We start from the raw sequence: 12,610 nt of genomic DNA on the forward strand, positions 1-12,610 counted from the left end.
GCATCACCCCTGTCTACCTGATAGACCGAGGTGCCTGCATCGCAGGCAAGCCAGCTCCCACAAAAGCCAGCTCCCACATTTGACCGTTTTCCGTCAGTCAGGTTTACGCGTAGCTCTCGATCGACGGGCAGGCGCACACCAGGTTGCGATCACCAAACACGTTGTCCACTCGCCCAACCGGCGGCCAGTACTTGCCTTCGATCAACGACGGCACCGGGTACACCGCTTGTTCGCGGGTGTAGGGGTGGGTCCATTCGCTCACCAATTCAGCGGCGGTGTGTGGCGCGTTTTTCAGCGGGTTGTCGTCCTTGTCCAGGGTGCCGTTTTCCACCGCGCGGATTTCTTCGCGGATCGCGATCATCGCGTTGCAGAAGCGGTCCAGTTCTTCCTTGGATTCGCTTTCGGTCGGCTCGATCATCAAGGTGCCGGCCACCGGGAACGACATGGTCGGCGCGTGGAAACCGAAGTCGATCAAACGCTTGGCCACGTCATCCACGCTGATGCCGCTGCTGTCTTTGAGTGGGCGCAGATCGAGGATGCATTCATGCGCCACCAGGCCGTTGCTGCCGGTGTAGAGCACGGGGTAGTGCTCTTCGAGGCGACGGGAAATGTAGTTGGCGTTCAGGATCGCCAACTGCGAAGCGCGCTTGAGGCCCGCGCCGCCCATCATGCTGATGTACATCCAGGTGATCGGCAAAATGCTCGCGCTGCCAAACGGCGCCGCGCACACCGCGCCTTCCTTGCGTTCCATGGCCGCGTGGCCCGGCAGGAACGGCGTGAGGTGCGATTTGACGCCAATCGGGCCAACGCCCGGGCCGCCACCGCCGTGGGGGATGCAGAAGGTCTTGTGCAGGTTCAGGTGGGACACGTCGCCGCCGAACTTGCCCGGTGCACACAGGCCGACCATGGCGTTCATGTTGGCGCCGTCGATGTACACCTGGCCGCCGTTGTCGTGGATGATCCCGCAGATTTCGCGGATGCCTTCTTCGAACACGCCGTGGGTGGACGGGTAGGTGATCATCAATGCGGCGAGGTGCTCGCGGTGTTCGATGGCCTTGGCGCGCAGGTCTTCGATATCGACGTTGCCACGGGCGTCGCACGCGGTGACCACCACGCGCATACCGGCCATGTTGGCGGTCGCTGGGTTGGTGCCGTGGGCCGACGATGGGATCAGGCAGATGTCGCGGCGCTCATCGCCACGGCTCTGGTGATAGGCACGGATCGCCAAGAGGCCTGCGTACTCGCCCTGGGAACCGGCATTCGGTTGCAGGGAGATCGCGTCGTAGCCGGTGGCGGCGCAGAGCATGGCTTCCAGGTCGCTGGTCAGCTCCAGGTAGCCGGCGCTTTGCGCAGGCGGCGCGAACGGGTGCAAGGCGCCGAACTCGGCCCAGGTCACCGGGATCATTTCGCTGGCGGCGTTGAGCTTCATGGTGCACGAGCCCAGCGGGATCATGGTGCGGTCCAGCGCCAGGTCCTTGTCGGCCAGCTTGCGCAGGTAGCGCATCAGCTCGGTTTCGGAGTGGTAGCGGTTGAACACCGGGTGGCTGAGCACCGGCGACTGACGCAGCAGCGCGGCGGGCAGGGTGCTTTCAGTCTCGGCGAAGGCGGGCAGTGCCTTGCCGTCCGCGAAGATCGACCACAGGGTTTCGATATCAGCCTGGGTGGTGGTTTCATCCACGGAAACGCCAAGGCGCTCGCCATCCACTACACGCAGGTTGATGCGCTGGGCGCGGGCTTTGTCGTGCAGGGCGGCGGTGTGGGCGCCGGTGTTGAGGGTGATGGTGTCGAAGAAGTTCTGCTGCTCGACCTTCAGGCCCAGGGTGGTCAGGCCATTGGCCAGGATCGCGGTCAGCTGGTGCACGCGCTGGGCGATCTGGGTCAGGCCTTTGGGGCCGTGGTACACGGCGTACATGCTGGCGATGTTGGCCAGCAGCACTTGGGCGGTGCAGATGTTCGACGTGGCTTTCTCGCGGCGGATATGTTGCTCGCGGGTCTGCATGGCCAGGCGCAGGGCCGGCTTGCCGAAACGGTCGACGGATACACCGACCAGGCGGCCCGGCATGTCGCGCTTGAACGCATCCTTGGTGGAGAAGTACGCCGCGTGCGGGCCACCAAAGCCCAGCGGCACGCCGAAGCGTTGCGCGCTGCCGATGGCCACGTCGGCGCCGAACTCACCCGGCGGGGTCAGCAGGGTCAGGGCCAGCAGGTCGGCGGCCACGGCCACCAGGGCGTTGGCGGCGTGGAAGCGTTCGGTCAGCTCGCGGTAGTCGAACACGTCACCGTTGCTGGCCGGGTATTGCAGCAGGGCGCCGAAGAACGGGCTGACGTCGCTCAGCTCGCGCTCATCGCCCACCACGACTTCAATCCCCAGGGGCTCGGCACGGGTGCGCAGCACGTCGAGGGTTTGCGGGTGGCTGTGGATCGAGGCGAAGAAGGCGTTGCTGCCCTTGTTCTTGCTCAGGCGCTTGCAGAAGGTCATGGCTTCGGCGGCGGCGGTGGCTTCGTCCAGCAGGGAGGCGTTGGCGATCGGCAGGCCGGTGAGGTCGCTGATCAGGGTCTGGAAGTTCAGCAGCGCTTCCAGGCGGCCTTGGGAAATTTCTGGTTGGTACGGCGTGTAGGCGGTGTACCAGGCCGGGTTTTCCAGGAGGTTGCGCAGGATCGGCGACGGGGTGTGGCAGTTGTAGTAGCCCTGACCGATGTAGGTCTTGAACAGCTGGTTCTTGCCGGCGATGGCCTTGATCTTGGCCAGGGCCTCGGCTTCGCTCAGGCCGTCTTCCAGGCCGAGCACGCTGGTGCCCTTGATGCTTTCCGGGATCACGCTGGCGCTCAGGGCTTCCAGGGAGTCAAAACCGAGGCTGGCGAGCATTTGCTGCTCATCTTCCTGGCGCGGGCCGATGTGGCGGGCGATGAATTCGTTGGCGGTGGTCAGTTGAACGGTCATTGCGCGCTCCTCAAGCTTCAGCGTTGGCTTTGATCAGGCGGTCGTACGCGTCCTGATCCAACAGTTTAGCTACCGCGTCGGCATCGGCCGGTTTAAAGCGGAAGAACCAGCCTTCGCCCATCGGGTCTTCGTTGACCAGTTCCGGGCTGTCGCTCAACTTGTCGTTCACTTCCAGTACTTCGCCGGTCAGCGGCATGTACACGCCGCTGGCGGCCTTGACCGACTCCACGGTGGACGCTTCGGCGCCCTTGTCGTAGGCCTGCAACTCCGGCAGTTGCACGAAAACCACATCACCCAGCGCGTTCTGCGCGAAAGCGGTGATACCCACGGTGACGCTGCCGTCAGCTTCGGCGCGCAGCCATTCGTGATCTTCAGTGAAACGCAACTCGCTCATGGAAACTCCTCGGGGCCAGATTCGTCTGGTGGACGGGATTGGAATAATGGGCAGTTGCCTAGCAAGATCGCGGCCAATGTATACAAATCCTTTTAAATCAATGGTTTGATGAAAATTCTTATAGGGTGATGCTCAGAGGGTGTAGCGATTTCGCTACATTTCGCCTGCGCGGAAAAGTCTATGTGGATCAATAACCTCGGATGACAAGGCGATACAGGCATGTATTGAAAACGTTCCGCTGTAGCGTTTTCAGTACGGCAGGAGGGTTTTCTGTGAGTGGGCAGATGATTTATTTACCGAACCAGATGGCGTGTGAGGAACCACCATGTGTTCAACGTTCAATCAGGACTTCTTATGAGCACTTCACTCGAGACCTTAAAAGAGCTTAAGCAAGCCCAGACTTCCCGCGATGAGCTTTCCAACGTGTTTGCGTTTCGTCTGACATTGACCCAGGTCGCTCAGTCCATGATCCAAGAGTGGATAAGCGAATGGTTTGCCGGCAGCCATCTTCAGTCGAGCCGAATGTGGGTGGGCGTGATACAGATTACGAAAACCAGTAGTGTCAGTTACAAGCCGTCCATCCTCCTGAGCGATGCGCTTATCAAACGGTGCATGAGTGGTGTGGCGTTGGACTTCTCTTCGGTTTATCACCAACTGCTCGTCAATTCAGCACCGGATGTTTTTGAGCCTGTGATCGAGGCGATTACGGTCGATGATATCGAGTGGATGCTCAATACCCTGGCTCCCCATCTTCTCGATGGTTTTTGCACGCGGCTGGTGGCCTATTGGAACGATCGTGTCCCCGGTAATTTTTCGTTGAGCCGCTGGCGCGCGGTCAGTAATGAGTTACGGGCATGCCTGCTGACAGCACGACAAAACCCTGCGTTGACGCCGGCTGAAGGCAGGCTGCTGCTGGGGCTGGGGGAGGGGCCGCAGGCGTTGTGGGCGTACAAGGATGACCGGCAAGCACTGGGTGCATCCAACGCGCTGAGCATCTACCAAGTCTATGCCGCCCAAGACGGACATCCGGGGGAGTGGCTCCCGCTGCTGGTCTTGCAACGCCAGGTCGAACAGCAGCAGGTCACCTTGGTCTACGTTCCGGTGATGAACGTTCTGAAGCTCGGCACGCTGGACGCGCTGGGTAATCTTCTACCTCGCTATATGAGTCATTACATCCCAGGACTGCCGCTAAAATGGGTAGTGCGCGAGCCGCAAGGTGATGTGTTCGACGCGCTGGCTCAGACGCTGCTGGAGCGCCAGCTGAGAAACCTGCAGCGGGTCAACTGGCTGACGCTTCCCGACATCGCCAGTTATGAACGTTTGTTTATAAAGCTCACCTCACCACTGGCCTGGTTCGAGCCCGGTTACCTCCAGCACCCTCATGAAGAGCAACTGCCTGTTTGGTTGCAGACGGCGGGCAGCGAAGATCGCCACACCTATGGTCAATGGCTGATACGCCTGATGCGTCTGCAAGAAACCACCGCTGGCGCTTCGTTCATGGATGGACTTGATTCGATCCATGTGTATGCCCGCAAGGCACTGCAACGGCAAATGCGCCTGGATTATCCTCGGGAAGTGATCATTGATCCGGACGATTACCTGCTGACGTTCGAACGGACCCAAGGTGCAACCGTTGGTTGGACGCAGTACTCCTCCCAAAGCTTGACGCTCTGGGCGCTGCAAAATCCCTTTGCCACTGCCTATGCCAGTGTGCGGATCAGCAACCTGGCGGAACCGGGCCATGTGCCCGACTGGTGGCTCAAGCCTGCCTACCTCAAGCAACTAATCGAAAAGGTCGATGTGGGCAAGCATTACCCGGCCCTGCTCGAAGAGGCGCTGCTGTCGAACACGACTGAGTCTGGCCGCCGGCGTCGATTGTTTGTCGATCAGATGGCAATCCAGTTGCCGATGCAGGCTCTTGAGTACAGCCTTCGCGGGCGCAACGGTGTCACCCGGTTGGGGGCCTCGATGGTGCAAGCGGTGCTGGAAAGTGATCCGCTCAACCGTAGATTCGGTGGCGAGCTCATCGTTGCCCGCGCCTTGGCGATTCTGACCCATGCCGGCGGTGTTGCCCACAAAGCCAGGAATTTGTTTGTGATTGGCCCGCGCGACAATAGTGCGCTGCCTTGTATTCTTTATCGTCCGGATGAGGTCGAGGCGGTTTTTCAACAGTTTCCCCATCGCCAGGCGTTGCTGAATGAAATCGCTCGAACGGGCAGCGATTTACAAGAGCTTGTCCTTGAACGCTTGCCTGAGGACAGTCGAATACTGTTCCGCAATGGCGGCTTTCTAATGCCCCATGTCCAACGTGTGCTACAGGGCGATGAACACAGTGAGCTGTCTCCCTCGAGCCCGGCCCTGTTGAGTGACGAGCCCCTGCCCGGCATGTTGCTTGAGGCTGTATTCGATGCAAATGCCATGCACCTGGTGCAGACCGCCAAAAAGCAATCGACGTCCAACGAAGAGTTGCGCTGGGCCCTATTCAAGAATGACCTGTGGCAGCTGTTCAATGCGGTGTTACCAATGCTCAAGGGAACCGTGGCGGTTGCGGGTTGGTTGGCCCAAGCATTTGGCAGCTTTCGCGCGGTGTTGGCGTTGTCACCAAGGGCCAGCCAGAAGGAATCCCTCGATGCGCTGGTCGAACTCATTGGCAGTGTGGCAGGCCTGCTTATGAGCCCTGTTGTGAGTTTGGATGAGCGCTTGCGTTTGACGGAGGCCAAGCTGGTCATCGGCGGTTGGCTGGGCACTGATGAGATCAGCCCCGTCAGTCATTTTCGCCAAACGCCAGTAGCGTTTGCCTGGCAGCGCACGCTGGCCGATGTCACGAGTGTTGATTTCTCCTGGGCCAACGCTCGGCTCAGGCTTGATCCAACGCAAAAAGCACAGCTAGAGACGTTGCAGTGGCTGCCGGGACCGGGGGAGAAATGGCCGGTTAATCCTCGCATTGCCTCGACAAACAGCCCTGTGCGCGGTCGGGTGCTGGTGCAACGTGGCGGCGGTAACGGCAACTATGAAGATTACACGCTGATTGCCAGCAAGTTGTATGGCGTCAAGCCCGATGACGGTCGTTGGCGGATCGTTGACTTGAGAGACACCAAACGCTTGGGGCCTTGGCTTAAACAGAATTCACGCGGAGTGTGGAACGTTGACTTGGGTATGCAGTTGCACGGAGGTCAAACACGGGGGAGACCTTCCAAGCGACGTGAAGAAATCCAGCGGCGAAACCTGGAGCATGCGTCTCGCTACAATGAGGCAACGAAGCAGCTGACGGGGGTTGATGATGTTATGAGGGCTCTGCGGGAGACCTATAACGAGGTGCACTCTGCCGATCAACATGCGTTTAGCGAGCAAAATCGACATGACAGTCGGGTTGGATATTTGACGGCGTTGGAAAAAAAAAGACGGCTGCAGTTTGCCAAGCTTGATGCGCTGATTGCCAAAAATGCCAACCAGCCCATAACGGGGTTCATGAAGGAGAGGCTCCTGCAGGTGGTGGATATTGTTGAAAGCCTGCGCGAGGAGATGGCTGTGCTGATGGTTGGCCGCAAGGCCCAATTGCTTTCCGTAGAGCGTCGCAGCCAGTTGTTGAACCAGTTGGATCATGAGAGTCCGAGCGTTGCCCAAGCCGCTCACGATACGTTCCTCGAGACCTCGGGCAAGCTCATCGAGCACAACGAGAAGCTCATCGAATTAAGCCTTCTGGAGCGTAGTCACTATGCTTGGCTGGCAAGCGTGCCGGGGTACACAGCGGGCACGGACGCATTGACACCGTCCACCCTAGGCACGCCACTGGATTGGCGGTCCCAGCAGTTGCGGGAACTTAAAGGCGTGATGCTGAAAAGGCCGCCGCTTGCGGGAGACTATGAGGGGTTTTTTCAGATCACTTCTTTGATTGACGAAGCGATTACGTCGGTCGAGTCGCAGAAAACGTTGCAGGAGCCAGGCCTGCTCAGCGTGCAGCAGCGCATTGACGGGTACGAAGCCATTCTTCAGGAGTACGGCAATACCCAGGCAGCCCTGCGAGAGTATCGCGATATGAATGCTGACCTGGTGTATGAGCTCAGCCTGGAGCGATTCAACCAGGGTATTGACCGATTGGAGAACGAAGCGCAAGCGTCGTTGGTGACGCTCCTGCGCGAGCGCGAGGTTCGCACTGCGCCGAAACGCAGGCAGCGACTCGGTGCCGGTAAACGCCTGATCCAGGATCGCAAGCACCGGTATTGGGTCGGTCAAGAGCGTGCTCGCACATCGGGTGCGAGTGAGGACATTGTTGATGTCGTCGATCCTATCGACAAAACCGTGGTGGCGAGTTTTCGTCAGTCGCCGGCCTCCGACGAGTTTGAAGCAATCGCCGAAAACAGGGTGGCTATCGAGCATCCGGCGCGCCCCCTGGAGAAACTCAAAGAGGATGCACGCAAACTGTTGGCCAGAGAGCCGATCGTGTTGGAGCAGACTCGCCAGGAGGCGTTAACCTCCAGCGACCCTGCCAGTGTAGAGCGACGGCTGACGAAGCAATCCGACGCAATCAAGAAGGTTGCCAAAAAAATACGTGACGTCCTGCCCGGGCCCCTGGATGAGCCCTCGCAGCGGTTGCTGAATAACCTGGCGCAGGCATCCGAACGTAGCTTGAGTCATGGGCGCTCGTTGCGTATCAAGATGGTCAAGCGGCTCCCCCCGGACGAGGACGCAATCACCTATCTCAAGAGCCAGAATGAGGTGAAGATCTGGCGGATAGATAACCGCGTCCCGCTCAAACGACCCAATGATTTCTTGCAGGAATATGTGATCGAGGACAACTCAAAGAGGGTGTTGGCATACGCACATTTTCACTACTCCACGCCCACGGGACTTGACGCCACTTACGATGCTGGTCATTTGAAGCTTCCGAAACAACGCTTCATGAGCTTTCGCAGCCTGGCTGACAAGGCCGATAGCGACGTGATCAAGATCTACTATTCGCGTATCGGTGCTTCCAAGGCCCAGCAACTGTTTTTTAGTGAGAAGGGTTCGGTTGCGCGTCGTGGGGCACAAGTATTCTGGTAATTCAGGATTTGCTCGGGATGCCGTATTTACGTAGACGATGGGCAATCGCCGTGTGGGAGGTTTGCAACCGGTTGGCCAGTTGGCGAGTGGAAGGGTAGCTGGTGTAAAGCGTTTCCAGCAGATTGCGCTCGAAGTCTTCCACCGCCTGTTCCAGGCTATCGATTTCGCCGTCGCTCTGGCGTGCCACCGATGTGCCGGCGATGTCCAGGTCGCCGATGTCCACCAGGCTGCTTTCGCAGATGGCCGCGGCGCGGAAGATCACGTTCTGCAATTGGCGCACATTGCCCGGCCAGCGGTTGCCCAGCAATGCCGGGTAAGTGCCGGGCGCCAGGCGGCACACCGGGCGCTGTATCTGTGCACAGGCCTGCTGCATGAAGTAGCGGGCCAGCAACAGGATGTCCTGGCCGCGTGCGCGTAACGGCGGCACTTCGACATTGAGTACGTTGAGGCGGTAGAACAGGTCTTCGCGAAAGGTGCCTTCGCTGACCATTTTTTCCAGGTCGCGGTGGGTGGCGCTGAGGATTCGCACATTGACCTTCACTTCACGGTCACCGCCCACGCGACGGAAGCTGCCGTCGTTGAGGAACCGCAGCAGCTTGGCTTGCAAGTACGGTGACATCTCACCGATCTCATCCAGAAACACCGTGCCCTGGTTGGCCAGCTCCATCAGCCCCGGCTTGCCGCCGCGTTGCGCGCCGGTAAAGGCGCCCGGTGCATAACCGAACAACTCGCTTTCCGCGAGGTTTTCCGGCAGCGCCGCGCAGTTCAACGCGAGAAATGGCGCACTGTGACGCGCGCTGATCGCATGGCAGGCACGCGCCACCAGCTCTTTGCCGGTGCCGGTTTCGCCCTGGATCAACAACGGTGCATCCAGCGCTGCCACCCGCTGGGCGCGGGCCTTGAGGGTGCGGATCACCGGGGACTCGCCCAGCAATGCATCAAACCCTTCGGCATGGTCATGGTGCAGCGCCGACAGCTGTTCGCCGATGCGGTTGGGCTGGTAGAGGGTCAGCAGGGCGCCGGCATCGGTGATCGGCGTGGCGTCCAGCAGCAGGGTCTGGCCGTTGACGCTGATCTCACGCAGCGGCAAACGGAAACCGTGCTCCAGCAAGGTGTCGAGTAGCTTCGGGTCATTGAACAGTTCGCTGATGCTTTCGCCGGCGGGCTCGCGACCATACAAAGCGATCAGCGCCGGGTTGGCCAGCAGGATCTTGCCCGCGCTGTCCAGGGCCAGTACCGGGTCGGTCATGGCGGCCAGCAGGGCGTCGAGTTGCAAGTGGCGGCGTTGGCCGGGAAGGATGTCCACCACGGTCACCGCTTGCACGCCCTGCACGCCGAACAGTGCATCACGCAGTTCTTCGAGCACCTCGGCGCTCAGGGTTGGCGCGTCGATGTAGACGTTGGGCGGTACCATTTCCACCGCATCCAGGTTGAGATTGCGCCCACCGAGCAGGGCCAGGACTTCCTGGGTGATGCCGACGCGGTCGATGAAGCTGACGTGGATACGCATGGGATGGCGTTTGGTTCTGTGGTGCGAGAGGTGGCAAGTATGCCTTGCAGACGATGGAGATCAAAATGTGGGAGCTGGCTTGCCTGCGATAGCGGTGGGTCAGGTAACATTTCTGTCACTGATAGAGCGCTATCGCAGGCAAGCCAGCTCCCACAATTGTCCTGTGTTGCCTATGAGGGACAGGTCATTCCAGGTGCTCAGGTTTGACCGGATCACCTGGCTTCACATCCAACTGATGCCGCACATCCTCGAACATCAGGTCGTACTGCTTGTGCATCGAGCCGTTGAGCACCGCGATTTTCGGCATGCCGTATTTCTGCGCGATATTCATCGCATGCCGGGCAAAGTCGAACGCCTGGTCCTTGGGTAAAAAGAACTCTTCCTTGAGGTCCTTGCCCTGCACCGAGCCATGCAGCTTGAAGAGCATGCCCTTGCCTTCCTTGGGGTCCTGGCTGACTTCGTAGTCGATGCACAGGTTGTAGCTGTAGTCATTGGCATTGAGCGCATGACGTTCGACGTGCAAGTGACCCGGTTCAAAGATGGCCATAGGCGTTTCTCCTCAACTTCACAGGTAGGTAATGCCAGGCTTTGCCGTGCTGATGCGTGTACCGGCGCTGCCCTGGACAATTGCTTCGATGTCCGAGAGTGAACCGATGACGGCGGTTTTGCCAGTCTTGCGGGCGAACTCGCAGGCCGCTTGCACCTTGGGCCCCATGGAGCCGGCGGCGAAGCCGAGTTTTTCGATTTCGTCGGGGTGGGCCTGGCCGATGGCTTTCTGGGTCGGCTTGCCGTAGTCGATAAAGGCCGCGTTGACGTCGGTGGCGATCACCAGCAAGTCGGCGTCCAGTTGCGACGCCAGCAGCGACGAGCACAGGTCCTTGTCGATCACCGCTTCGATGCCCTTGAGCTTGCCGTCTTCGCCGTACATGGTCGGGATGCCGCCACCGCCGGCGCAGATCACGATGCTGCTTTTTTCCAGCAGCCACTTGATCGGGCGGATTTCAAAGATGCGTTTCGGGCGCGGGCTGGCCACTACACGGCGGTATTTGTCGCCGTCCGGGGCAATCGCCCAGCCTTTTTCAGCGGCGAGTTGTTCCGCTTCGGCCTTGGAATACACGGGGCCGATGGGCTTGGTCGGGTTTTTGAAGGCGGGGTCGTTGGCGTCCACTTCGACCTGGGTGAGCAGGGTGGCGAAGGGCACTTCGAAGTCCAGCAGGTTGCCCAGTTCCTGTTCGATGATGTAGCCGATCATGCCTTCGGTCTCGGCGCCGAGCACGTCCAGCGGGTACGGCGACACCTGGGTGTAGGCCGCCGCCTGTAACGACAGCAAGCCGACTTGCGGGCCATTGCCGTGGGCGATCACCAGTTCGTTGCCGGGGTGGATCTTGGCGATCTGTTCGGTGGCAATTCGGATATTGGCGCGTTGGTTGTCCGCGGTCATGGGTTCACCACGGCGGAGCAGGGCGTTCCCGCCCAGTGCAACGACGATACGCATACAGAGTGTCCTTCTGGAATTCATCGTTGTGAACGCGGGACAAAATGTGGGAGCGGGCTTGCTCGCGAAAGCGGTGGATCAGTTGATACATGTGTTGACTGATGCACCGCTTTCGCGAGCAAGCCCGCTCCCACAGTTGACCGCATTCCTTCAGTTACAGGTCAGCCAGGGTCGAGACCAAAATCGCCTTGATGGTATGCATGCGGTTTTCCGCCTGCTCGAAGGCAATACACGCCGGCGACTCGAATACGTCGTCCGTCACTTCAATGCCATTGGCCAGGTGCGGATACTGCTCGGCAATCTGCTTGCCGATCTTGGTATCGCTGTTGTGGAACGCCGGCAGGCAGTGCATGAACTTGGTGCGCGGGTTGCCGGTGGCTTTCATCAGCTCGGCGTTCACTTGGTACGGCAGCAGTTGCTCGATGCGCTCGGCCCAGGCTTCCACCGGTTCTCCCATGGAAACCCAGACGTCGGTGTGGATGAAGTCCACGCCCTTCACCGCTGCTTTCGGGTCTTCGGTGAGGGTGATGCGTGCACCACTTTCTTCCGCGTATTTTTTGCAGCGGCCGACCAGATCGTCGTGCGGCCACAGGGCTTTTGGCGCGCAGATGCGCACGTCCATACCGAGCTTGGAGCCCACCAGCAGCAGCGAGTTGCCCATGTTGTTGCGCGCATCGCCCAGGTACGCGTAGCTGATCTCGTGGATCGGCTTGTCGGCGTGTTCACGCATGGTCAGCACGTCGGCGATCATCTGGGTCGGGTGGTATTCATCGGTGAGGCCGTTGAACACCGGCACGCCGGCGAACTTCGCCAGTTCTTCGACGATTTCCTGCTTGAAGCCACGGTATTCGATGGCGTCGTACATGCGCCCGAGCACGCGGGCGGTGTCTTTCATGCTTTCTTTGTGGCCGATCTGCGACGAACCCGGGTCGATGTAGGTGACGTTGGCGCCCTGGTCATAGGCCGCCACTTCGAACGCACAGCGGGTGCGGGTCGAGGTTTTTTCGAAGATCAGCGCAATGTTGTTGCCTTTGAGGTGTTGCTGTTCGGTGCCGGTGTACTTGGCGCGCTTGAGGTCGCGGGACAGGTCCAGCAAGTAGCGCAGCTCGCGCGGGGTGTGGTGTTCCAGGCTGAGCAGGCTGCGGTTGTGGATGTTGAACGCCATGATGATTCTCCTTGGATTCGGTAATCGGCCCGGTCGGCGCGGGATAGGCGCCGCCGGGTGGA

General features: G+C 59.8%; 7 protein-coding genes. 1 reads left to right on the forward strand and 6 read right to left on the reverse strand.

Annotated elements, in window-relative coordinates; genetic code table 11:
* Positions 1-103: 103 nt before the first annotated feature.
* Both gcvP and gcvH read right to left on the reverse strand, forming a co-directional pair.
* A complete protein-coding gene (gene gcvP, locus J1G37_RS06990; RefSeq protein WP_207040662.1) occupies positions 104-2,941 on the reverse strand; it encodes an aminomethyl-transferring glycine dehydrogenase in 2,838 nt (945 codons plus the stop codon).
* 10 nt (positions 2,942-2,951) lie between these two features.
* Positions 2,952-3,335: a glycine cleavage system protein GcvH gene (gene gcvH, locus J1G37_RS06995; protein WP_078738842.1), complete on the reverse strand. Its 384-nt coding sequence runs from the start codon at positions 3,333-3,335 to the stop codon at positions 2,952-2,954.
* Between the two features lie 354 nt (positions 3,336-3,689).
* Between gcvH and J1G37_RS07000 the strand changes: the two genes are divergently transcribed.
* Positions 3,690-8,378 (forward strand): DUF6543 domain-containing protein, encoded by a 4,689-nt coding sequence (locus J1G37_RS07000; RefSeq protein ID WP_207040663.1) that lies wholly within the window; start codon positions 3,690-3,692, stop codon positions 8,376-8,378.
* 1 nt (position 8,379) lies between these two features.
* Here the strand turns inward: J1G37_RS07000 and J1G37_RS07005 are convergent, their stop codons facing one another.
* From J1G37_RS07005 to J1G37_RS07020, 4 genes are all read right to left on the reverse strand, one after another.
* Complete coding sequence (locus J1G37_RS07005; RefSeq protein ID WP_207040664.1) at positions 8,380-9,888, reverse strand: sigma-54-dependent transcriptional regulator; 1,509 nt, start codon at positions 9,886-9,888, stop codon at positions 8,380-8,382.
* Positions 9,889-10,072: 184 nt separating this feature from the next.
* Entirely contained in the window at positions 10,073-10,435 is a 363-nt protein-coding gene (locus J1G37_RS07010; RefSeq protein WP_207040665.1) for a DUF5064 family protein, read from the reverse strand.
* Positions 10,436-10,453: 18 nt separating this feature from the next.
* The gene (gene arcC / locus J1G37_RS07015) at positions 10,454-11,383 is read right to left on the reverse strand and encodes a carbamate kinase (RefSeq protein WP_207040666.1); all 930 of its coding nucleotides are present in this window, start codon (positions 11,381-11,383) and stop codon (positions 10,454-10,456) included.
* Between the two features lie 154 nt (positions 11,384-11,537).
* Entirely contained in the window at positions 11,538-12,548 is a 1,011-nt protein-coding gene (locus J1G37_RS07020; RefSeq protein ID WP_124524915.1) for an ornithine carbamoyltransferase, read from the reverse strand.
* Between the last annotated feature and the right edge of the window lie 62 nt (positions 12,549-12,610).

Origin of the sequence: Pseudomonas sp. Marseille-Q1929, assembly GCF_017316265.1 — a bacterium.
Lineage (GTDB): Bacteria > Pseudomonadota > Gammaproteobacteria > Pseudomonadales > Pseudomonadaceae > Aquipseudomonas.